Below are 21,846 nucleotides of genomic sequence, written 5' to 3'. Positions count from 1 at the left end.
GTCAGGCGGCAGCCGCCCGCTGCTCCGCGGGTCGACGGCGCAGGGGTGCGTGCTGGATGGCCGGCGGGTCGTAGGCCATGTCGAGGCGGCCGACGTCGGTACCGGGCGGCACGATGGCGTCGATCCGGTCGAGGACGTCGTCCGTCAGGGCCACCTCAGCGCCGGCGAGCGCGCTGTCCAGGTGCTCCATGGTGCGCGGGCCGATGATCGCGGACGTGACACCCGGATGGGCGATGGCGAACGCCATCGCGAGATGGTTCAGCGGGACCCCGGCGTCCTGGGCGACGGGGATGAGCTGCTCGACGACGTCGAGGCGGTGCTCGTCACGCAGGTGCTCGAAGCCGAACCGGGAGCGGTAGGTCTCGTTGTTCTGGCCCCTGCGGTACTGGCCGGTGAGCAGCCCGCCGGCGAGCGGGCTCCAGACGAGCGTGCCCATGCCGTACTGCTGGGCGACCGGCAGTACGTCGCGCTCGATGCCGCGGTTCAGGATGGAGTACGGAGGCTGCTCGGTGCGGAAGCGCTCCAGGCCGCGCCGCTCGGCGACCCACTGCGCCTCGACGATGTCGGCGGCCGGCATGGTGGATGAACCGATCGCGCGCACCTTGCCCGAGTTGATCAGGTAGGTCAGCGCCGCGAGCGTGTACTCGACGTCCGTCTCCGGGTCGGGGCGGTGGATCTGGTACAGGTCGATGTGGTCTCGTCGACGGGCTGCGGCACGGGGCCGAACCCCGCTCCTGAGGAGCCCGGACTGCGGCTCTGACTCGCCGCACCGAGGTGCGCGAGTCAGGGGCGCAGTCCCGCGTCGCCCCCGCACGCGCCTGAGGCTGCGCCGGCTGCTTGGACACGGTTCCCGCGCCGCCGTCGACGACCTATGGTTGGACCCAATGGCGCGGGGCGCCAGGGCGCTAGCCCGGCTGAGATGCACCCGTGAACCTGCTCTAGGTAATTCTAGCGAAGGGAACGCCTCGTGGGTCCTGTCGTGAGCGCGCCCGCGCCCGACGCCGCTCCCCGCATCCGACCCGCCAGACACCCGGTGGTGGCGTTGACGATCGCCGGGTCGGACCCGTCCGGCGGCGCCGGGATCCAGGCAGACCTGAAGACCTTCGCGGCGCTCGGCGGTTACGGCTGCGCGGTGCTCACGGGGCTCACCGCGCAGTCCACCACCGGCGTCACGCGGGTACTTCCGGTGCCCGCCGACATGGTGACGGCTCAGCTGGAGACGCTGTTCGCCGACGTCGCGGTGGACACCGTGAAGATCGGCATGACATCGGACGCCGCCGTCGCCCGCGCGATCGCCGCGGCCCTGCGCGACCTGCGGGCCGCCGGACGCGCGCCGTACGTGGTGCTCGACCCGGTGATGGTCGCGACGTCGGGCGACCGGCTCCTGGCGCGAGACGCCGAGGCGGTGCTGCGCGACGAGCTGCTGCCCATGGCCGACCTGGTCACGCCCAACCTGCCCGAGGCCGCGGTACTGCTCGGCGTCGAGCCGGCCCGGGACGCCGCCGAGGCTGCCGACCAGGCGCGGGCGCTGCTGAAGCTCGGCGCGCGGCTCGCCCTGGTGAAGGGCGGGCACCTGGAGTCGGCCGAGTCGGTCGACCACCTGGCGGGTCCGGACGCCGTCGTCGCCCTGACCGCCCCGCGGATCCCCACCCGAAACACCCACGGCACGGGCTGCACGCTCAGCTCGGCGTGCGCCGTCCTGCGGCCCCTGCACAACGACTGGGAGCCCGCGGTACGCGCGGCGAAGGACTACCTGACCGAGACCCTCCGCGCCGCGGACACCCTGATCATCGGCGGTACCGGGACAGCGGCGGGTCCGTGGCACGGGCACGGCCCTGTCGATCACGGATACGCCGCACGGACGGCGGCCGATGCCGCGGCCGCATGGTCGGTCTCCGGGTAAAGGTTCCGCGAGCCAGCTCGGTTGCTGTCGGTAGACGTTGTCTACTGGCAGCAACGCACTCCGCAGACCTACTGTTTCCCCAGGCCATCCCAGTCGACACGCGTCACCCGGTCGCCACACCCCAGCAGGGACGTCGCGCAGGGCCGGACCGTCAGGACTTGAGGAGCTCCGCGGCACGAGCGCGGGCCCAGGCGTCGGCCTCCAGGACGCCCTCGACCGACGTCGCGTCGCCCGCCTCCGTGGCCGCATGCGCCTCCACGACGGCGGCCACGGTGTCGACGATGTCGAGGAACCCGATGGTGCCGTCGTGGAACGCGTCCACGCACACCTCGTTCGCCGCGTTGTAGACCGCCGGGTAGGTCCCACCGGCCTCCCCGACCTGCCGGGCCAGGCGGACGGCGGGGAAGGCGTCGTCGTCCAGGGGTGCGAACTCCCAGGTGGCGGCCTGGGTCCAGTCGATCGCCACATCGACGTCGGCCAGCCGCTCCGGCCAGGACAGGCCGAGCGCGATGGGCACGAGCATCCGCGGCGGCCCGGCCTGCGCGATGGTGGAGCCGTCGACGAACTCGACCATCGAGTGGATCAGCTGCTGCGGGTGGACCACCACGTCGATGGCGCTGAACGGCAGGTCGAACAGCAGGTGGGCCTCGATGACCTCGAGGCCCTTGTTCACCAGGGTCGCGGAGTTGGTGGTCACCACACGCCCCATCGAAAAGTTGGGATGGCGCAGGGCCTGGGCGGGCGTGACGTCCCGCAGCTCGGCCCGTGACCGGCCACGGAACGGGCCGCCGCTCGCGGTCACGACGAGCTTGCGGACCTCCGCGGCGGACCCCGAGCGCAGCGCCTGCGCGATGGCCGAGTGCTCCGAGTCGACCGGCACGATCTGCCCCTCGTGCCGCACCGCCGCCTTTACCAGGGCACCGCCGACCACCAGTGACTCCTTGTTCGCGAGCGCCAGCGTCGAGCCGGCCGCGAGCGCGGCGAGGGTGGGGCGCAGGCCTACAGACCCGGTGATGCCGTTGAGCACGACGCCGCTCCCCCGGCCGGCCAGCTCGGTCGCGGCGCCCGGACCGGAGAGCACCTCTACGCCGTCGGCCCCCGCCTCGCGCAGGAGGGTGGTCAGCGCGGCGCGTGCACCGTCGTCGGCCACCGCGACGGCGCGCACGCCGAGCGACGCGGCCTGCCGCGCGAGGGCGGGCAGGTCGGAACCGCCGGCGGACAGCGCGTCCACGCGGAACCGGTCGGGGTTGCGCCCGATGACGTCGATGGCCTGCGTGCCGATGGAACCGGTGGAGCCCAGGAGGGTGACGCTTCGCATGGGCCCCATCCTGTCAGCCATCGACGTCAGGCCTGGCCGGGCTGCCCGGCGTCAGCCCTCGCCGGCCGGCTCGGCCCGGCCGCGGCCGAACACCCGCCAGCCCCGGACGACGCCGCGCGGGTCCGGCACGGGCGCTCCCGCCGCTTCCCAGCCGGCGTCGTCGGCGAGCGGAACCACGTGGAGGCCGAAGTCCGCGAGGATCACCGGGATCGCACGGATCGCGGCACGGTCCTTCTCGCGGTCGGGCTCGGACAGGTCCGCCCAGGGGCGCAGGTCGGGGTGCAGCCGCCGTGCGTCGTCGCGCACCGGGGCGTAGGTCCAGCCGGCCGCCAGCTTCTCGGCCGTCCAGCGTTCGTGCTCGTCCACGGCCCGCGCGTCCACCACGGGTTCCGGGATCCGGCCGTGCTCGCCGCCGCTGGCAGGCGCCACGGTGCAGCCCATCTGGCGGAGCCGGTCGGGGATGGCGCGCACCTGCGCGCGGTTGGCGGCTCGCAGGTCGTCCGAGAGGTCGGGCCACGGGACCATGGCCGGGCTGCTCTGCCAGGGCACACCGCGCGAGCGCTGGTTGCGCAGGTAGGTCAGGTGGGCGGAGACGGCCATCAGGTCGTAGACGTCGTCGTGCACCAGCACGCCGGGCGCGGTCGCCCTGCGCAGCAGCGTGCGCGGTTCGACGACGTCGAGCCGGCCGTCCAGGTCGTCGAGGATCGCGCCGTCGTGGGCGCCGAACAGCTCGCCCAGCCCGGCCAGGCGGTTCAGGCGGAGCACAACCGGGCCCTCGCTCGCGCGCCAGAGGTCGCTGTCGCGCAACGCTTCCCGGAGCGCCTCGCCGTCGTCGTCGTGGCAGACGTAGACCCGCTGCGGGCTGCCGACCGCGGTGACGTCGGCGAAGGTGTCTACCGGCACGAGCCGGCACGCTGCGCGCACGCTGGGCCAGCGGGCGCGCAGCGCCCGGGCGGCGTCGTGCGCGCCAGGCCCGACCAGGGTGACCGTTAGGGGTGCGCCGCCGGATGCGATCTCGACGCTCCGCAGGCGGGCGAAGGCGACCACGAGCGCCCGGCCGAACGTGCCGTGCCCCACCACCGCGACGTGCGGGGCGTCGCCCCGGGCCACCGCACCGTCCCGGCGGACCAGGGAGCGGGCGACGAGCTCGTCCAGCGTGAAGAAGTCCACGCCCGGCTGCGGGTGGCTCAGGTGGCGCGCCTGCAGGGCGAGCGCAAGCTCGGGGTCGCTGACGTGCGCGTTCAGGCGCAGGCCGACCCGGTCGGGGTACCGGTGGGCACGTTTGGCCACGGCGACGGTGAGCACGTTGACGCCGGGCTCGTCGTCCTCGGCCTCGCAGGCGTACAGGACGGCGGCGCCGGCCACCCCGGCGTCGCGCAGCGACTCGGCGTCGCCGGCCGGAGCCCGCGCGACGAGCGCGCCGCGGGCCGCGAGCGCCTCGGCGATGAGGTCGGCAGCGGGGGTGCGGCCGACGACTATCGCGTGCCCGCGCAGCCGGCGGGTGCGCATCAGCACGAACTGGTCGGCGAACAGCGAGCGCACGGCCTCGAAGACGGCGTAGCCGGTGGCGACCGGGGCGAGGAAGCGTGCCGCCTGCAGCTGCCAGGGCAGGTCGCCGCCCTCGTTCGTCGCCTCGGCGCCGAGCACGAAGAGCTGGACGGAGTAGTAGACGACGTCCCACGCGGTGGCGCCCCAGGCGAAGTCCGGGGAGGTCCGGTAGATCGAGAAGCCCCACAGGCCCAGACCGAACGCCACACCGAACAGCGCGGTGAACCCTGCGCGCACCCACGACCGGCGCGCCCGCAGCCTTCGGGGGCCGCCGCGGGGGGCCACCAGCTCTGGTGCCGACATCTTGTGCCTTCCTCCTATGACCTGCGGCGACACTACCGGGCGGGGATATATTTCTCCCGGTCCGCAACATTCGCCGAGGAAAGGTGCGGGAGCGAGGATGACCGACCGGAGAGTCCGCTCCCTGTTACCCACCGCCAGAGCGCACGCGGCCCCGAGTACGGACCGGTACGACGGCTTCCTGTCCTACAGCCGCGACTCCGACGGCGAGTTCGCGCCCGCCTTCCACGCCCAGCTCCTCGAGTTCGACCGGCGCGACGACGTGCCCAAGCTGAACGTGTTTCTCGACCGGACCGGCCTGGCGAACAACCCCAGCCTGTGGGCGGCGATCGAGCGCAAGCTCGAGCGTTCGGACTACCTCATCCTGTTCGCCTCGGAGGGCGCCGCCAGCTCCCACTACGTGGCCAAGGAGGTGGCCTGGTGGCTCGACAACCGTGAGCCCGAGACCCTCCTGGTCGCGCTGACGAGCGGCAAGATCGTCTGGGACCAGACGGCGAACAGGATCGACACCATCAGCACCACGGCGTTGCCGGCCCCGCTCGCCGAGCGGATCGACCACGAGCCCAAGTGGACCGACCTGACCCGGCTGCGCCAGCGCAGGTTCTGGCGGCACCACGCGGACCGGCCCACCGCGCTCGCCGAGCTCGTCGCCCCGCTGCGCGGCCCAGACGTCAGCACCGAGGAGATCCTCGGCGCACACATCGCGCGCCAGAGCTCGGCAGGTCTGCGCAGCCGCCTCGCGATCACGGGCCTGGGGGCCATGCTGGTCCTGTCCGTCGGCGCGTTCGGATTTGCTGCGCGGGAGGCGAACCGCGCGAACGAGGCGGTGAACGCCAACGCCGCGCACCTGCTCGGGGCGACGTCGCACGTGGTGCACCAGGACGACCCTGCCACCGCGCAGCTGCTCGCGGTCGAGGCGGTACACCGGCTGCGCGACGAGCAGACCCGCACCGCGCTGTTCAACGCCGTCACGGCGAACGAGCCGGCGGACCCGTACCTGCTGCGCACCGTGGACGTGCCCGAGGAGACGGAGCTCGCCGACGTCGCCCCGACGGACACCGGGATCGTCGGCCGGACCGATACCGGCGACCTGGTGCGGTGGAACCCGGACGACGGCGCCCCCGCCGTCCTGCGCGGCGACCGCACACCGTTCGGCAGGGTCTCCGGCACGCTGCACCCCGGGTCCGTCGTGGCGGGGAGCGCGGACGGCACGGTGGTCGCCGCGGTGGACGACCTCGGGGTGACGGTCGGCCGGTTCGGCCCCCTGCCCGAGGGCAGCACCAGCCGGCAGACGCACCTCGACCTGCCGGGGGCGACGGCGGTCGCAGTTACGCCGGAGGGCGACACACTGCTCATCGCGTGGCGCGCCGACGAGTCCGGCACGCACCGGATCGGCAGCATCAACCTCGCCGGCCGGGACCTGGCGGTCCTGCAGTCCGACGACGGGGCCGAGCGGCCCGCCGAGCAGCGCCTCGCGTTCCGCACCAAGGCGGACACAAGCCTGGCGGTCACGTCGCTCGCGATCGGCTCCAGCCGCACCCTGGCCGTAGCGGACGCCGCGGCGGGCACCCTCGAGGTCCGCAGCCTCGACTCCCTCCAGCCGCCCCAGGAGGAGCCGGTCACCCTGCCCGAGGGTGGTGTGCCGTCGCCGTCGCTGCGTGACTGGGCAACCCTGAGCACGACCGCCGACAGCACGACGGTGACCGTCCACAGCTGGGCGGACGGCTCGGTGCGCTCCGCGGACTGCCCGGTCCCACGCACCTGGTCCGACCCGCGGGTGGTGGCGATCGACGACGGGACCACGCGCGCGCTGGTCACCACCGACGACGGGCTGGTCGTCTGCGAGATCGACGCCGGCGCGGACGCGCACCGCACCTGGCACCTGTCCGGGATCGGGCAGACCGGCCCGCCCGTCCTGGTCGGCACCGACCGCGTAGCGGCGGCGTCGGACGGCCGGATCGCGCTGTGGAGCACCGCCGACACGGACGGGGACGTTCCGCTGCCGAGCGCGGCCGGCGCGGCAGCGGCGGACGGGTCCCCCGGTCCGACGGCGGTCCTGGCCACCTTCCGGGACGGGGCGGACCAGCCCGCGAGCACCGCTACGTCCTGGTCGGACGGCACGGTGATGATCCACGGGCTGGGCACCGTGACCCTGCCCGAGGGCAGCTCCGACGTCGGCCGGCCGCTGCTCCCGGTCTGGCTCGACCGCGACCGGTTGCTGCTGATCACCCCCGACGGTGACGCCTACCGGACCCAGGGCGGCACCTCCGCCGTGTTCGAGGCGGGTTTCCGCGACCTCGTCGGGCCGGGACTCGACCGGGGCGACCCGGCCTGCGCGGCGATCGTCAGCGCCCAGCGCACGCCCGACGACGTACTGCTGGTCGACGCATGCTCCGGCCTGCACCTGCTGGACGCCGGGCTCCAGGAGCGGGCCACACACGTCCCCGGGCCGCTGGGCGCGACGCCGCGGCTGGCGTCCCCGTGGGCGGAGCCCGGCCGGGTGGCGGTCGCCGACGACGGGAGCCAGGTCGCCGTCGCGCCCCGCGACTTCTCGCTGCGGGTCGCCGACCTCGCCGCCGCGGCTCGGGGCGAGGCGGACGTCTGGACCGTGCGCGGCAGCAGCGTGGACCAGGTGCACATGATCAGCGGGGCCGAGGACCCGTCCTCGCGCGGCCGGCTGGTCACGCTCGGCCTGGACTCGACGGTGCGCCTGCGCACCGTCGACGCGCCGGGCGCCCCCGAGTCGCTCGACCTGGCCGGCACCTACGGCGACGTCATGGCGGTGCTGCCGGGGCCGAACCTCGTGGCGCGCAACCACGGCCAGGCCCTGGCGTTCTTCGACATCGAGACGGGCCAGCGGGTCGGCGAGCTCGCGACCCGCCTCTACTCACCCGATGGCGAGGCGGCGGCGAGCGACGTGCACGCCGCCGACGGGCAGCTGCTCGTGATCCAGGACCACGGCGTCACCACGGGGTGGACCTTCTCGGACGACCAGATGATCGCCCGAGCCTGCGCGATGGCGGGTCGGGCACCGACCGCCGCGGACATGCCGGACGGTGTGTCCCTGACGGACACCCCCACCTGCCCCTGAACCCTGCCCCTGAACCCACTGAGTGCTGGGCAGCTGTCGGGCCTCGTGCGATCGACCCGACAGCTACCCAGCACTCAGCGAGCGGGAGGGGTCAGGACTCCAGGCGCTTGGCCTCGGTCTCCGCCTCGTCCGCCTCTTCGTCCCGGCCGTCCTTGCGGAGGGCGCTCGTGAGCGAGCGCATCGACGCCGCGGCGTCCGACTTGGCGAGGTCCGACGACGTCCCGCGCAGCTTGGCCCACAGGCTCATCGCCTCCTCGGCGACCTCGAGCACCTGCGCACGCTCCTTGCCGCCGAGCGCCGACGTCGTGAAGGTCTCCAGCGCGTGCTCAAGGGCGCCGCGCTGCTTGGCCGGGTCGTCGTCGTCGAGGCTGCGAAAGAGCCCGACGGCCTCGCCCATGAGCGCAGTGGTGGGCTTGTCCTGGTCCTTCGCCGCGGCCTGGCTGCCGAACGACAGCAGCGCCACGGCCAGCCGCGACGCGGTGCTACCGACCTCACCGGGCAGCTTGTCCGCGCCCGACACCACCAGCTCGTGCAGCCTTGCGGCCGTGCGGGTCTCGAGGTTCTCCGCACGCTCCGTGCCCTCGCCCTGCTCCGAGGTCTCGTCCTCTGCCTGCTGCGGCAGTGCTTCCGTGCTCACTCGTTCCTCCTGTCCATGGTGCGACGAAAGTACCAGAACGGGTGTTCAGTCCGGTATGCACTAACTCTGGCCCGACGGCGGGGCGGCACCCCGCGCCGTCGGCTGCGCAGATCCGCCGCGCGGGAGAGTGACCTTTGCTCGCGGTTGCGGCCCCGAACTGCTGAGATGTACCCATGCCCACCACCGCCCTTACCCGGGGACCAGTCCAGGCGTCGGAGCGTTCACCCGCGCCCGACCTAGCGCGCGGCTTCATGCTGTTGCTCATCGCCATCGCGAACACGCCGTTCTACCTGTGGGGTCGCGAGGTAGGCATCGGCAGCTCGCACCCCATCGACGGGTCGGTGCTCGACCAGATCGCGGCCTTCCTGATCATCGTCCTGGTGGACCTGCGGACCTACCCCATGTTCGCGTTCCTGTTCGGCTACGGCATGATGCAGCTCTACAACCGCCAGGTGGCCTCGGGCACCACGGAGGATGCCGCCCGCCGGCTCCTGCAGAAGCGCAACGCGCTGCTGCTCGCGTTCGGGTTCGTGCACGCGGCCCTGCTGTGGATGGGCGACGTGCTCGGCGCCTACGGCCTGGCCGGCTTGCTCATGGTGTGGCTCTTCTTCCAGGTCAAGGACCGAACCCTGATCGTGTGGGCGTCGATCTTCGGCGGTGCGCTCGCGCTGCTCACGGCGTTCTCCGTGATCGGCGCGTGGTTCGTGGCGCAGCTCCCGGCGGACAGCCCGGACGCGCAGGCGATCCTGACCGGCTTCGCCTCGTCGGACGCCGCGATGACGAACACGTCGTACCTCGCCACGATCGTCGAGCGGCTGGGGTTCTGGGTGGTCGGCACGGTCGCGCAGGGTTTGCTCATGCTCGTGGTCCCGATGATGCTCCTGCTGGCGTTCTGGGCCGGTCGGCGCCGCATCCTGGAGAACCCGGGTGAGCACCTGCCGCTGCTGCGCCGGGTCGCCATCGTCGGCATCACCATCGGCTGGCTGGGTCCGCTGCCGTCGGCGCTCGACCACGTCGGCATCCTTGCCGTGCCCGAGCACGCCGCCTGGGTGTTCCTCCCCGTACAGATCTTCACCGGCTTCTTCGGCGGCCTGGGCTACGTGGCCCTGTTCGGCCTGCTGGGCCACCGGGTGGCGCTGCGCCGCACCGGCGCGCCGTCGAACAACCTGTTCACCACGGACGGGCCGTTCACCGGCGCGGTCCAGGCGGTCGGCAAGCGGTCGCTGACCTCCTACCTGCTGCAGTCCGTGCTGTGCGCGCCGATCCTGGCCGCGTGGGGCTTTGGGCTCGGCCAGCACCTCACGTCGTCGACCATGCTGCTGTACGCCGTGCTCGTCTGGGCGATCACCGTGGTGTTCGCCGTCTGGCAGGAGCGCACGGGCCGACGCGGGCCGGCCGAGGTGGCGCTACGCCGCCTCGTCTACGGCCGGCCCGCGAAGGCTCAGGTCCCGGCCTAGCCGCTCAGACGGGGAACGAGTCGACCGCGTCGTCCTCGCCGTCGCCGTCGGTGTCCACGGAGATCGTCTGCGTCCCGCCGGCGGTCTCCACCACGACGTCCGGCCGCCCGTCACCATCGGTGTCGTGCAGCTCGACGTCGGGGACGCCGTCAGCGTCGTAGTCCTCCAGCTGGGTGTCCACCACACCGTCGCCGTCGGTGTCTGCGACCTCGACGTCCGTGATCCCGTCGCCGTCGAGGTCGTACTTTCCGGGCCGATCGGTCAGAAACTCGGACACGTGGTTCTCCTTGCTCGTCGCACTGATCTTGGATGCTCCAGACGATCATGCACCAACCGGGTCACGGCCATCGACCAAAGATTTCACCCGCTTCCCCTCGCGGGTGAAATAGCTGGACCCCTAGATTCAGGTGCATGTCGACCCAGGTACGCAAGACTCAGCACCGTGCCGCGCTCCTGACGGCCACCACCCTCACCCTCCTGATCGTCTCCGGAACCGTCGTCGCCGCCGGGAATCCGGCCGCCGATCCCGGCACCAGCCCTGCTGCGCAGGCCTGGTCCCTCGATCTTGATACCCCCACCGCCGACGACGCCGGGGTGCGCCACACCGGCGGGGCGCTCCGGCTCGACGCGCCGGCGGATGCCGACCCGGCGGGCGCCAGCGCGCCCGAGTCCCCCCAGGCGCCCGCGCACCAGGAGGCGTTCGGCCAGCTCGTCGCCGAGCCGGTCACGCTCGACGTGGCGGCGACCACCGTCGCGGCCGACGTCGACGCCACCGCCCCAGCCGGTACCTCCGTGCTGGTCGACGTACGCGGACGCCTCACCGACCAGGGCCCAGACTCCTGGACCGAGTGGGTCCCGACGGGTTCCCCGCTCCCGGAGCCGGCCGAGACCGTCCAGGCGCGGATCACGCTCGTCGGCGAGGACGACACGAGCCCGGCAGTGCGCGCGGTCACGCTCACCCCCGAGGCGGTCCGGTCGAGCTCGCTCCAGGAGGAGGCGGCGGAGGCCGCGCCTTCGGCGAACGAGCGGAGCTACTCCGTCTTCGCGACCCGCGAGGGCCTGGTGGGCGGGACCACCGCGAACGGGCACGTCATCACGTCACGCGATCACTTCGTAGCGCTGCCGTCGCGTCGCGGCCTGTCGCCGAACGATTCGTCGGGCAGCTACTCCGTACGGGTCTGCGCCGCGAGCACCGGCCGCTGCGCCTACGCCCCGGTCTGGGACGTCGGCCCCTGGAACATCACCGACGACTACTGGAACCCGGCCGGGACCCGCCAGTCCTGGACCGACCTGCCGCAGGGCAGGCCGCAGGCGCAGGCCGCCTACCAGGACAACTACAACGGCGGGCTCGACGGCTACGGCCGTGAGGTCGCCAACCCCGCGGGGATCGACCTCGCGGACGGCACCTTCTGGGACGCCGTCGGGCTGACCAACAACGCCTGGACGACAGTCACCTACCTGTGGACCGGGTCCGGGCCGAGGGGCATCGTCCGCACCAGCGGCGGACCGCTCACCGTGCGCTCAGGGCCGGGCACCAACACGGCAGCAGTCGGGCAGGCGGGCAACTACGCGAACGTCGTGATCGAGTGCACTGCGACCGGCACCACCGTGACCGGGACCTACGGCACGAGCAACATCTGGGACCGCATCGGACCGGGCAACTGGGTCTCGGACGCGTACGTCAACACCGGCTCGGACACCCCGGTAGCCCCACCCTGCTAACCCCTCCGGCCGAATTGGTCGTGGGCGCGGTCGTTGCTACTACCTGCCCGTCTTAGGCGCAATGATCCCGCCCACAGCCAAGAGGGTCAGGCGCGGTGGAGCGTCACGGCAAGGCCCAGGGCCGCTGCGGCGACCACCACGGCCGCCAGCAGCGGCAGACCCGCTACACCCGAGGCCGCCACCACGAGTGACGCCAGCGCGGCCCCGACGGCAATGCCCCCGTTGAACAGCACAGGGATGAGCGCGCCGGCGAACGAGCGTCGCTCCGGTCCGGCCAGCCGCAGGATCAGCGTCTGGGCGAACGGCGGCATAGCGCCCGAGACAACGCCCCACGCCACGACCACGGCGATCCCGACCACCGGACTCACGTCCACGACGCCGAGGCCGAGGACGGCCAGCCCGGTAGCGGCCACGCTCACCACCAGGGCGGGCCCGCTGCGGTCGCCGAGCCGGCCGGCCAGCGCGACCCCCACCGCCGAGGCGAGCCCGAACACCAGCAGCAGCGCGCTCATCCCGCCGGGCAGCGCCTGGGCGGGCACCTCGGTGAGGCGGGTGATGTAGGTGTACGTGCCGTAGTGGCCCACCAGGACCAGCGCGACGAGCGCGGTCACCGCCAGCAGCCGTCCGCTGCCCCGGCGCGCGGCGACAACGCCGTCGACGGAGCCCCGGGCGACGCCCTCCGCCGTCGGGCCATCTGAAGCTGCCGCGCGGGCGACGACCAGCCTTACCGCCGCCGCGCCCAGCAGGCCCAGGGCCGCGAGGGCCCAGAAGGCCGCTCGCCAGCCTGCGGCGTCGGCCACCAGGCGGGCCAGGGGTGTGCCCACCACCATCCCGAGCGTCGCTCCGCCGAGCACCACGGCGATCGCGCGGCCGAGCAGACGGTCGGGGACCAGGTCGGCGACGTGCGCGTTCGTGGTGGCCCACAGCAGCCCGACGGCGGCCGCGCCCACGATGCGCGCGCCGACCGCCACCGGGTAGGTGGGAGCGAGAGCGGTCAGCGCCGACGAGATCGCAAGCACAACGAGCCCGCCGGCGATCACGGCCCGGCGGTCCCACCGGCGCGTCAGCCGGACGAGCGGGAAGCTCAGGACCACCACCACCGCGGCCCATACCGACACGAGCAGGCCGGTGCTCGACTCGGCGACGCCGAGCCCGGTGCTCATCTGTTCGAGCACCGCGGTGGGCAGCATCTCCGCGGTGACCATGAGCAGCGTGCCGGCACCGAGCACCAGCAGCGAGGACCAGGGCAGGACGGCGGCGGGTGGCGTCCCGGGGTGGGCGGACGGCGGATCGACGACCGTTCCGGCTGCTGGGGAATTGCCTGTTGTCTCCATGTCGGCAACGCTAAAGTTTGACACCAGTGTCAATGTCAAGCGTCTGCCCGGAGGTAGAACCATGAAGATCGGTGAGCTTGCCGCGCGGACGGGCGTGACGACCCGCCTCATCCGGTACTACGAGCAGCAGGACCTGCTCGAGGCCGACCGCGCGCCCAACGGCTACCGCACCTATACGGAGACGCACGTGGACCGGGTGTCGCGGGTGGCGGGGCTGGTCCAGGCGGGCATCCCGACCCGGCTCGTCAAGGTCCTGCTCGACGCCGAGGATGCCGCGGACCGCCACGACCCGACGTGCCCGCGCGAGATCGCCGAGCAGCTCGCGACGGAGCTGGTGGGCGTCCAGGCGCGGATCGACTGCCTCACCCGGAGCCGGGACGCGATCCGGGGCTTCCTGACGGCGACCCGGCACGAGGTGCTCCTACGCGAGGACCAGGAGCCCGCGACCGCCGTCTGACCGGTCGAGGTTCAGCCCTCCTCCAATGTCGCGACCGCCAGAACATCCATTATCGGAAATTTACAGTTATATTACCTGTGACGGTAGTCGGCCCTGAGGTAGATGAATATCTCTCATAGAGATCGCCATCTCGGAGGTGCATCGCCATGGAACGCTGGACCCGCGGAGGCTTACTCCTGGTCACGGTCGGCTCGGTCGCCAACCTCTTGCTCGCCTTCGTCCCCAACCTCCTGGACGACACCGTCACGACGACGGTCGTCATCACGATGTCGCTTCTGCTCGTCGGTCTGGGCACCACCGTCGTCGTACGCATCCTCCGAGACGGGATCGCGCGCGCCGAGCTTCAGCGCCTGCGAGGGATCTCCAAGATCGGCCATGCTCGGAAAGGCACCGACCAGTTCACCGACATCTTCCAGAACGCCCACCGGACCATCGTCTGTTGCGGTATCGGGATGACCAAGATCTCGCGCTCACCCACCATCGTGGAACAGGCCGTCGCCCGCGGTGTCCAGGTCCATTTCGTGATGCCCGAGCCCCGATGGCTCCGGTGGGACCGCACCGGCCGTCGCGTCACGGGCTGGTACTACGGCCACACGCGCTTTGACGTCCTGGTACGGGAGTCACACGCGGCCCTCGTGATCCTCGGCAAGGACCTCAACACGCGGTTCGGTGAGGGCTCCGTCACCATCCACACGCACCGCATGTTCATGCCCGTGAGCCTGACTGTCGCCGACCCTGGGACCACGAGCGCGGTCGGCATCATCGAGCACCACTACTACGGCGGTGCGCCCGACGCCCGGTTCTGGCTCGAGGCCAAGCACTACGAGTCCGACAACGGCAACCCTGCCATCCTCGAGATCGTGGTGGCCGCTTTCTCCCGGCTCGCCGGGCACGACTTCACGAGCGAAACCAGGGCTGCCGCCGCGCGACGACCCGCTTGAGACCCCTCGGTCAGCCGACGACGGCCAGCGGAGCCGTGGGTGGCTTCTCGTGCGACCGGGCGGGTTCTGCAGCGCCGGCGTAGACCGTGGGCATCGGGAGCGGCACCCCGGATCGGGTCGCCACGACGTCGACCCAGCGTTTTCTGCGGACGTGCGTGTCCTGGAAGATCGGCATGTTGTTACTAGGCGTCGAGCGGTCGAGCTCAACCGGAGCGCCCTGTCTCGGCCACGACCAGGGGGTGAGGCCACTCGCACGGATCCGTTCGATGAACTGCGTCGGTGTGTACCGGGTCCGGTAGCGACGCATGAGCGTGCCGTCGCGTTCGCCGCGCATAGCGTCCTTGAGCGCGAGAGCCTCCCCGCCGTCGGGTTCGTCCGTCGTGGTCAGGTACGCGATCCCGTCCGGGGTCAGCAGCCTGGCCATCTTGCGCATCGCCAACACGTCGACGGGCTTGGGCAGGCAATGGACGAAGGCGACGCCCAGGATCAGGTCGAACCGCTGAGACGCGAAGTCGTGCTCCATGAAGCTTCCGCGGACGGCACGACGCTGCGCGTCGGATCCGTACACGCCACGCAGCCGCGCACGGGTACGCTTCACCATCTCGTCGGCTATGTCGATCGCCCACACGTCGAAACCTTCGCGGGCCAGATGCCCCGCGAAGGTCCCGATGCCCGATCCGACGTCAAGCACGCGCACGGCGGACTTCTTACGCCCGCCGAGGTCGATATGCCGCATGGCCGGCTGCAACCACCTGCCGGCCCAGGTCTCCCTCCGCTCGGCGTCGACCTCATAGCCACGCGCGAAGGAACTGTAGGCGGCACGTTGCCGGGCGATCACGTCCCGGTACAGAAACTGGGCGGGTGACGGGGCGGCGCCCAGCTCGACCAGCCACTCAGCGTCGTCACTCACTCCGCCACATCTCCAACCAAAGTGTGCGGTCTGCCGTCGGATGTCGTGTCTTACAGAGCCTAGCCTCATCTCGGCAATCCGGCGGCCCGCACCGCCGAGGCGTCACTCCACCCCGAGCAGGACCTCTACCGCGCGGCTGAGGAATGCGTCCACCGAACCCTCGTCGTAGGCGTCGCCGCCGCGGGCCCGGCCGAACGTGGCCGACCGGATGTCGCCAGCGGTCAGCGGCTCCTGGCGGTCGAAGTACCCGATGAGCCGGTCGCACAGGTCGTCGACGTCGTCCTTGTCGTAGCCCTGCGAGCCACGGTCGGCGGGCGCGAACTTGTCCCCGTCCGGGCGGCCGAGCCGCCCGTACAGGGAACGTGCACGCTCGGCGAGCGCGTTCATCCAGGCCTGCTGGCCGTGTGCCGCCGCGTACTCCGCACGCTGCCGGGCGATGAATGCCGCCTCCAGCCGGTCGAGCGCCGCGTCGACCTCGTGGGTGTTGTAGCCACCCCGCGTCAGGTCGAAAGTCGACGCCTGGATGTCGGCGCTGGTCAGCCGGTCTGCAGTGCGTCCTTCATAAGCCTGCCGGGCGTGGTCGAAGAACTCGTCGACCTCGTCCTTGTCGTACCCGGTGCGCATCGCGGGAACGCTGTTGAACATCCCACTCACTCGTCGTCCTCCTCAGCCGCAAGCTGCCCGCAGGCCCCGTCGATATCGCTCCCGCGGGTATCACGGATCGTGGTCGGGATCCCGTGACCGCGCAATCGTGCCACAAACTCGTCCTCGACATCCCGGTCGCTCGCGGTCCAGATCGAACCGGGGGTCGGGTTGAGCGGGATCGGGTTCACGTGCACCCAGCCGCGGCCGCGGGCGTTGAGCTTCTCGCCCAGCAGGTCAGCACGCCAGGCGTGGTCGTTCATGTCCTTGATCAGCGCGTACTCGATGGACACCCGACGACCGGTGACCTCGAAGTAGTTCCGCGCGGTGTCGAGCGTCTCGTCCACGCTCCAGCGCGTGTTGATCGGCACGAGCTCGGAGCGCAGGTCGTCGTCGGGCGCGTGCAGGGAGAGTGCCAGCGTGACCGGGATGCCCTCCTTGGTCAGCTTCTGCATGGCCGGGACCAGGCCCACCGTCGAGACCGTGATGTTGCGGGCCGACATACCGAAGCCCTCCGGCTGCGGCGCCACCAGGGTCCGCACCGTCTCGATGACTGCCTTGTAGTTGGCCAGCGGTTCGCCCATGCCCATGAACACCAGGTTGTTCAGCCGGGTGACGCCGCCGGGGATCTCGCCGTCGGCCAGCGAGCGGAACGCGGCACGAACCTGCTCCAGGATCTCCGCCGTCGACAGGTTGCGGGTCAGGCCGAGCTGGCCCGTCGCGCAGAACGGGCAGGCCATACCGCAGCCGGCCTGGCTGGAGACGCACAGCGTGGTGCGCTGCGGATAGCGCATCAGCACCGACTCGACCTTGGCCTCGTCGAACAGGTGCCACAGGGTCTTGACCGTGGTGCCGCCGTCGGCCTCCAGCTTGCGCGTGGGCCGCATCAGCTCGGGGAACATCGTGCTCGCCAGGGCGTCGCGGGAGCTCGCCGGGAGGTCCGTCATCTTCGCCGGGTCGCTCGTGAAGTGCGTGAAGTAGTGCGTCGCGAGCTGCTTGGCCCGGAACGCGGGCTCGCCCGCCTCGACGACGGAGGCCACCCGCTCCTCGGGAGTGAGGTCGGCAAAGTGCTTCGGCGGCTTGCCGCGGCGCTTCGGCGCCATCTGCAGCGGGATCGCAGGGGTCTCGTCCGACGGCCGTACGACCGGCTGGGCAAGGGGAGTTTTCATCAGGCAACCACCGAGAGCACAAGATAGACGAAGGGCGCTGTGATGATCATCGAGTCGAGGCGATCCAGCACGCCCCCGTGCCCCGGGAGCAATGAGCCCATGTCCTTCAATTCTAGGTCACGCTTGAGGAGCGACTCGGCGAGATCGCCGATCGTGGCAGTGATTGCGGTCATGACGCCGAGCGCAACACCGAGCAGCGGGCTCTCGCCGAGGCCGTACACGGCGCCGAGCACGCCCACAGCCGTGGCCAGCACGATCGAGCCCGCCAGCCCTTCCCAGGACTTCTTGGGGCTGACGCTCGGTGCCAGCGGGTGCCGGCCCAGCAGGACGCCGGCGATGTAGCCGCCCGTGTCGTTGGCGACCGCCATGAGGATGAACAGCACCACGCGGATCTCGCCGTCGGGCTGCGCGAGCATCAGGATGACGAAGCCGCACAGGAACGGGAGATAGGCGGCGGCGAACACGGCCGCCGCTGAGTCCCGCACGGCCCGCAGGCCCGAGCCGTCAAGCGCCCGCCACACCACTGCCGCGGCCACGGTCAGCACAAAGGCGACGAACAGCGCCTCTGGGCCGCCCCGGTACGCCGAGACGAGCATGCCGGCGGACCCGACGTACAGCGGGACCATCGGCAGCCGCAGGTCACGACGCGCGAACGCCTGCCGCAGCTCCCAGAGCCCCGCCCACATCAGGAGGACGACGAACAGGACGAACGGCTCGGGCCGCCAGTACAGCGATGCGCCGACGGCGGCGAGCAGCCCCAGGCCGACCAGGATGGCGGCTGGCAGGTTACGTCCTGCCCGGGACTGCTTCGGGGCCGGTGCGGGCTCTGGTTCGGGGCTCACGTCGGTGTGCGCAATGTCTCGCTCTGTTCTGTCTCGAGGCGGTGCGGACATCAGACCTCGAGCAGCTCGCTCTCCTTGCTGGAGAGCAGCTGGTCGATGATCTCGACGTGGCTCTTGGTGATCTTGTCCAGCTCCTTCTCCGCGCGCGTGACCTCGTCCTCGCCTGCCTCGCCGTCCTTGACGATGCGGTCCAGCGTCTCCTTGGCCTTGCGCCGGATGTTGCGTACCGAGACGCGCGAGTCCTCGGCCTTCGACTTGGCGAGCTTCACGTAGTCGCGACGCCGCTCCTCCGTCAGGGAGGGCAGCACGATGCGGATGGCGTTGCCGTCGGTCGCCGGGTTCACACCCAGGTCGGAGTCGCGCAGCGCCTTCTCGACGGCGGGCACCGAGCTCTTGTCGAACGGGGCGACCAGCACGGTGCGGGCGTCCGGGATGTTGAACGACGCCAGCTGCTGCAGCGGCGTCGGCGCGCCGTAGTAGTCGACGGTGATCTTGCTGAACATCCCCGCGTTCGCGCGACCGGTACGGATGCCCGCGAAGTCCTCCTTGGCGACCTCGATCGCCTTCTCCATCTTTTCCTCGGCTTCGAGGAGGGTCTCGTCGATCACCACTGCTCCTGTCATTCGGTCTACGGGTGGTGCCGGGGCCACTCTACGGACACTTTGCCCGGCCATCGAAAGGATCGCGCGTTTCCCCGGGGCTGACCGGGCCGCACGCGCGCTCAGCGTGTGGTGATCAGCGTGCCGATCGGCTCACCGGCCAGCGCGCGGGTGACGTTGCCCTCGCCCTCCATACCGAAGACCCGCATCTGGACGTCGTTGTCGCGGCACATGGCCAGCGCCGTGTCGTCCATGACGCCGAGCCGGTTCACGAGGGCGTCGGTGTAGGTCAGGTGGTCAAGCTTCTTCGCGTCGGGGTTGCGGCGCGGGTCCGAGTCGTAGACGCCGTCGACGCCGTTCTTGCCCATGACCACCTGCTCGCAGTGCGTCTCCAGCGCCCGCTGCACCGCGACGGTGTCGGTGGAGAAGTACGGCATGCCCGCGCCCGCACCGAAGATGACCACGCGGCCCTTCTCCATGTGCCGGATCGCGCGCAGCGGGATGTAGGGCTCGGCGACCTGGCCCATCGTGATGGCGGTCTGCACCCGCGTCTTGACGCCGGCCTGCTCCAGGAAGTCCTGGAGGGCCAGGCAGTTCATGACCGTGCCGAGCATGCCCATGTAGTCCGCGCGGGCGCGGTCCATCCCGGCCACGCTCAGCTCGGCGCCGCGGAAGAAGTTCCCGCCGCCGACGACGATGGCGACCTGGATGCCGTCTCGGACGGCCACACCGATCTCCTTCGCCATCCGCCGGACGACGTCGGCATCGAGCCCCACGCTGCCGCCGCCGAATGCCTCACCCGACAGTTTCAACAGGACACGCCGGGCCGGCTTGCCCTCGTCGTCCACCGCGAAGTCCTGGGTCGCCTCGTCGCTCACTGGTCCGTCACCCTTCTTCTCGTCACTGCCGGGACATCGTGCGGACCGCCCCGTCGAGAGGAACCGGCCCGCGTACGCGTCGGCCCGGTCCGCGCCGAAGCGCGGACCGGGCCGACGAGCTGCGTCAGGAACCGACGCGGAAACGCACGAACGCGGTCACGGAACCGTTCGCTGCGGCGACGTGCTTGCCGACAGTGGTCTTCGGGTCCTTGGCCAGCGGCTGGTCGAGCAGGACGACCTCCTTGAAGAAGCCGTTCAGGCGACCCTCGACGATCTTGGGCAGCGCGGCCTCCGGCTTGCCCTCGTTCTTCGAGGTCTCCAGAGCGATCGCACGCTCCTTCTCGACGACGTCCGCCGGGACCTCGTCACGCGTGAGGTACTTCGGCGCCAGCGCGGCGATGTGCTGCGCGACGTCCTTGGCGACGGCGGCGCCCGCCTCGTCGGTGACGACGAGCACACCGATCGACGGCGGCAGGTCCTTGGCCGTCTTGTGCAGGTACGTCGTGACCTTGGGGCCCTCGACGCGCGCGACACGACGCAGGACGATCTTCTCGCCCAGCGTGGCGCCCTGTGCGGCGATGAGGTCGGCGACGGTGCCCTCCGCGGTGGGGGCCGCCGAGGCCGAGACCTCGTCGGTGGCGCCGGCGGCGGCAGCGGCCGTCAGGACGGCGTCGGCCAGCGCGATGAACTTCTCGTTCTTGACGACGAAGTCCGTCTCGGCGTTCAGCTCGATCATCGTGGCGACCTGGCCGGCCGCGGTGTCGTCGACCTTGACGGCGACGAGACCCTCGGACGTGGCGTTGCCCTCGCGCTTGGCGGCGCGGGCCAGGCCCTTGGTGCGGATGATCTCGATGGCCTTCTCGGTGTCGCCGTCGGCCGTGTCCAGGGCCTTCTTGACGTCGAGCATGCCGGCGCCGGTCCGCTCACGCAGCGCCTTGATGTCAGCGGCGGTGTAGTTCGCCATTGTTCTGGTCCTCCGTGCAGTCGTGTTGTTCGTGGGAGGTCGTGCGACCTTCAGGAGCGGGGCGCTGACCGGGCACGCATGACGCGGGCCCGGTCAGCGCAGCGCGTCACTTCTCGGTCTCGGCCTCTGCCTCAGCGGCCTCGGGGGCCTCGACGGCCTCCGGAGCTGCCTCGACGGCCTCGACGGCCTCGGGGGCAGTCTCGACGACGACCTCGGCGGCCGGAGCCGTCGTGGCCTCGGCGGCCTCCACGGCCTCGACGACGGCGGCGGGCCCAGCCGGCGTGGCGGCAGCAGCAGCCTCGGCGGCGGCGTCGGTGACGTTGCCCTCGGCGGACTCGGCCGGGGTCTCGACGGTGCCCTCGGCGCCGGCCAGGAGCTCGCGCTCCCACTCGGCCAGCGGCTCGGCGGCGGCCTCGGCCTCGGCACCGGTCTTGTTGCCCGAGTGGCGCTGCATGAGGCCCTCGGCAGCGGCGTCCGCGATCACGCGGGTGAGCAGCGTGACGGAGCGGATCGCGTCGTCGTTGCCCGGGATCGCGTAGTCGACCATGTCGGGGTCGCAGTTGGTGTCGAGGATCGCCACGACGGGGATGCCCAGCTTGCGGGCCTCGTCCACCGCGAGGTGCTCCTTGTTCGTGTCGACGATCCAGACGGCCGAGGGAACCTTGGCCATGTCCCGGATACCGCCGAGCGTGCGCGCGAGCTTGTCCTTCTCGCGGCGCAGCACCAGGAGCTCCTTCTTCGTGAGGCCCGAGGCCGCCACGTCGTCGAAGTCGATCTCCTCGAGCTCCTTCATCCGCTGAAGGCGCTTGTGGACGGTGGTGAAGTTCGTGAGCATGCCACCGAGCCAGCGGTGGTTCACGTACGGCATACCGACGCGGGCGGCCTGCTCGGCCACCGGCTCCTGTGCCTGCTTCTTGGTGCCGACGAAGAGGATCGAGCCGCCGTGAGCGACCGTCTCCTTGACGAAGTCGTAGGCGGTGTCGATGAAGTGCAGCGACTGCTGCAGGTCGACGATGTAGATGCCGTTGCGCTCCGTGAAGATGAAGCGCTTCATCTTCGGGTTCCAACGGCGGGTCTGGTGTCCGAAGTGGACACCGCTCTCGAGGAGCTGGCGCATGGACACGACGGCCATGA

20 protein-coding genes and 1 riboswitch are annotated in these 21,846 nt (G+C 71.4%); of the genes, 6 read left to right on the top strand and 14 right to left on the bottom strand.

Annotated features, from left to right (window positions below):
- Position 1 precedes the first annotated feature (1 nt).
- A complete protein-coding gene (locus AB1046_RS01000) occupies positions 2–814 on the bottom strand; it encodes an aldo/keto reductase (protein WP_369371920.1) in 813 nt (270 codons plus the stop codon).
- A 66-nt stretch (positions 815–880) separates the two neighbouring features.
- A riboswitch (TPP riboswitch) is annotated at positions 881–978 on the top strand.
- Between AB1046_RS01000 and thiD the strand changes: the two genes are divergently transcribed.
- Complete coding sequence (gene thiD, locus AB1046_RS00995; RefSeq protein WP_369371919.1) at positions 968–1,903, top strand: bifunctional hydroxymethylpyrimidine kinase/phosphomethylpyrimidine kinase; 936 nt, start codon at positions 968–970, stop codon at positions 1,901–1,903. It overlaps the preceding riboswitch by 11 nt.
- Positions 1,904–2,054: 151 nt before the next feature.
- On the opposite strand, the gene dxr is transcribed toward thiD, so the two are convergent.
- Positions 2,055–3,221 carry a 1-deoxy-D-xylulose-5-phosphate reductoisomerase gene (gene dxr, locus AB1046_RS00990; protein WP_369371918.1) on the bottom strand — a complete coding sequence of 389 codons (1,167 nt, stop codon included), beginning with the start codon at positions 3,219–3,221 and terminating at the stop codon, positions 2,055–2,057.
- A gap of 51 nt (positions 3,222–3,272) precedes the next feature.
- A complete protein-coding gene (locus AB1046_RS00985; protein WP_369371917.1) occupies positions 3,273–5,072 on the bottom strand; it encodes a RyR domain-containing protein in 1,800 nt (599 codons plus the stop codon).
- A gap of 97 nt (positions 5,073–5,169) precedes the next feature.
- Between AB1046_RS00985 and AB1046_RS00980 the strand changes: the two genes are divergently transcribed.
- Complete coding sequence (locus tag AB1046_RS00980; RefSeq protein ID WP_369371916.1) at positions 5,170–8,160, top strand: hypothetical protein; 2,991 nt, start codon at positions 5,170–5,172, stop codon at positions 8,158–8,160.
- Between the two features lie 91 nt (positions 8,161–8,251).
- Here the strand turns inward: AB1046_RS00980 and AB1046_RS00975 are convergent, their stop codons facing one another.
- Positions 8,252–8,797 (bottom strand): hypothetical protein, encoded by a 546-nt coding sequence (locus AB1046_RS00975; protein ID WP_369371915.1) that lies wholly within the window; start codon positions 8,795–8,797, stop codon positions 8,252–8,254.
- 173 nt (positions 8,798–8,970) lie between these two features.
- Between AB1046_RS00975 and AB1046_RS00970 the strand changes: the two genes are divergently transcribed.
- Entirely contained in the window at positions 8,971–10,254 is a 1,284-nt protein-coding gene (locus AB1046_RS00970) for a DUF418 domain-containing protein (protein ID WP_369371914.1), read from the top strand.
- 4 nt (positions 10,255–10,258) lie between these two features.
- Here AB1046_RS00970 and AB1046_RS00965 read toward each other — a convergent pair whose 3' ends face one another.
- Positions 10,259–10,531: a hypothetical protein gene (locus tag AB1046_RS00965; protein WP_369371913.1), complete on the bottom strand. Its 273-nt coding sequence runs from the start codon at positions 10,529–10,531 to the stop codon at positions 10,259–10,261.
- Positions 10,532–10,665: 134 nt separating this feature from the next.
- On the opposite strand from AB1046_RS00965, the gene AB1046_RS00960 reads away from it, so the two are divergent.
- Positions 10,666–11,976, top strand: a complete 1,311-nt coding sequence (locus AB1046_RS00960; RefSeq protein ID WP_369371912.1) for a hypothetical protein — start codon at positions 10,666–10,668, stop codon at positions 11,974–11,976.
- Between the two features lie 86 nt (positions 11,977–12,062).
- Here AB1046_RS00960 and AB1046_RS00955 read toward each other — a convergent pair whose 3' ends face one another.
- On the bottom strand, positions 12,063–13,310 hold the full coding sequence (locus AB1046_RS00955; protein WP_369371911.1) for an MFS transporter: 1,248 nt from the start codon (positions 13,308–13,310) through the stop codon (positions 12,063–12,065).
- Positions 13,311–13,371: 61 nt separating this feature from the next.
- Between AB1046_RS00955 and AB1046_RS00950 the strand changes: the two genes are divergently transcribed.
- Together AB1046_RS00950 and AB1046_RS00945 are read left to right on the top strand one after the other, a co-directional pair.
- Positions 13,372–13,767 (top strand): MerR family transcriptional regulator, encoded by a 396-nt coding sequence (locus AB1046_RS00950; RefSeq protein ID WP_369371910.1) that lies wholly within the window; start codon positions 13,372–13,374, stop codon positions 13,765–13,767.
- Positions 13,768–13,913: 146 nt separating this feature from the next.
- Positions 13,914–14,708, top strand: a complete 795-nt coding sequence (locus AB1046_RS00945; protein ID WP_369371909.1) for a hypothetical protein — start codon at positions 13,914–13,916, stop codon at positions 14,706–14,708.
- A 10-nt stretch (positions 14,709–14,718) separates the two neighbouring features.
- On the opposite strand, the gene AB1046_RS00940 is transcribed toward AB1046_RS00945, so the two are convergent.
- From AB1046_RS00940 to rpsB, 8 genes are all read right to left on the bottom strand, one after another.
- On the bottom strand, positions 14,719–15,618 hold the full coding sequence (locus AB1046_RS00940) for a class I SAM-dependent methyltransferase (RefSeq protein ID WP_369371908.1): 900 nt from the start codon (positions 15,616–15,618) through the stop codon (positions 14,719–14,721).
- 102 nt (positions 15,619–15,720) lie between these two features.
- Entirely contained in the window at positions 15,721–16,263 is a 543-nt protein-coding gene (locus AB1046_RS00935; RefSeq protein ID WP_369375529.1) for a DivIVA domain-containing protein, read from the bottom strand.
- Positions 16,264–16,268: 5 nt separating this feature from the next.
- Positions 16,269–17,429, bottom strand: a complete 1,161-nt coding sequence (gene rlmN, locus AB1046_RS00930; RefSeq protein ID WP_369371907.1) for a 23S rRNA (adenine(2503)-C(2))-methyltransferase RlmN — start codon at positions 17,427–17,429, stop codon at positions 16,269–16,271.
- On the bottom strand, positions 17,429–18,271 hold the full coding sequence (locus tag AB1046_RS00925; protein WP_369371906.1) for a phosphatidate cytidylyltransferase: 843 nt from the start codon (positions 18,269–18,271) through the stop codon (positions 17,429–17,431). The genes rlmN and AB1046_RS00925 overlap by 1 nt, the downstream gene beginning before the upstream one ends.
- A gap of 50 nt (positions 18,272–18,321) precedes the next feature.
- Positions 18,322–18,879: a ribosome recycling factor gene (gene frr, locus AB1046_RS00920; protein WP_369371905.1), complete on the bottom strand. Its 558-nt coding sequence runs from the start codon at positions 18,877–18,879 to the stop codon at positions 18,322–18,324.
- A gap of 113 nt (positions 18,880–18,992) precedes the next feature.
- A complete protein-coding gene (pyrH, locus tag AB1046_RS00915) occupies positions 18,993–19,748 on the bottom strand; it encodes a UMP kinase (RefSeq protein ID WP_369371904.1) in 756 nt (251 codons plus the stop codon).
- Positions 19,749–19,872: 124 nt separating this feature from the next.
- Positions 19,873–20,712 (bottom strand): translation elongation factor Ts, encoded by an 840-nt coding sequence (gene tsf, locus AB1046_RS00910; protein ID WP_369371903.1) that lies wholly within the window; start codon positions 20,710–20,712, stop codon positions 19,873–19,875.
- A gap of 106 nt (positions 20,713–20,818) precedes the next feature.
- Positions 20,819–21,844 carry a 30S ribosomal protein S2 gene (gene rpsB, locus AB1046_RS00905; protein ID WP_369371902.1) on the bottom strand — a complete coding sequence of 342 codons (1,026 nt, stop codon included), beginning with the start codon at positions 21,842–21,844 and terminating at the stop codon, positions 20,819–20,821.
- Positions 21,845–21,846: the final 2 nt, after the last annotated feature.

It is taken from the genome of Promicromonospora sp. Populi (assembly GCF_041081105.1).
Lineage (GTDB): Bacteria > Actinomycetota > Actinomycetes > Actinomycetales > Cellulomonadaceae > Promicromonospora.
This window is presented reverse-complemented; position numbering and strand designations above follow the sequence as displayed.

Bases quoted from the DNA above. Each gene is read 5' to 3' on its own strand.
- dxr (WP_369371918.1), bottom strand. From the start codon at position 3,221: ATGCGAAGCGTCACCCTCCTGGGCTCCACCGGTTCCATCGGCACGCAG.
- AB1046_RS00955 (WP_369371911.1), bottom strand. From the start codon at position 13,310: ATGGAGACAACAGGCAATTCCCCAGCAGCCGGAACGGTCGTCGATCCG.
- AB1046_RS00960 (WP_369371912.1), top strand. From the start codon at position 10,666: ATGTCGACCCAGGTACGCAAGACTCAGCACCGTGCCGCGCTCCTGACG.
- AB1046_RS00980 (WP_369371916.1), top strand. From the start codon at position 5,170: ATGACCGACCGGAGAGTCCGCTCCCTGTTACCCACCGCCAGAGCGCAC.
- rlmN (WP_369371907.1), bottom strand. From the start codon at position 17,429: ATGAAAACTCCCCTTGCCCAGCCGGTCGTACGGCCGTCGGACGAGACC.
- rpsB (WP_369371902.1), bottom strand. From the start codon at position 21,844: ATGGCCGTCGTGTCCATGCGCCAGCTCCTCGAGAGCGGTGTCCACTTC.
- AB1046_RS00945 (WP_369371909.1), top strand. From the start codon at position 13,914: ATGGAACGCTGGACCCGCGGAGGCTTACTCCTGGTCACGGTCGGCTCG.
- AB1046_RS00950 (WP_369371910.1), top strand. From the start codon at position 13,372: ATGAAGATCGGTGAGCTTGCCGCGCGGACGGGCGTGACGACCCGCCTC.
- AB1046_RS00970 (WP_369371914.1), top strand. From the start codon at position 8,971: ATGCCCACCACCGCCCTTACCCGGGGACCAGTCCAGGCGTCGGAGCGT.
- AB1046_RS00985 (WP_369371917.1), bottom strand. From the start codon at position 5,072: ATGTCGGCACCAGAGCTGGTGGCCCCCCGCGGCGGCCCCCGAAGGCTG.
- tsf (WP_369371903.1), bottom strand. From the start codon at position 20,712: ATGGCGAACTACACCGCCGCTGACATCAAGGCGCTGCGTGAGCGGACC.
- AB1046_RS00935 (WP_369375529.1), bottom strand. From the start codon at position 16,263: ATGTTCAACAGCGTTCCCGCGATGCGCACCGGGTACGACAAGGACGAG.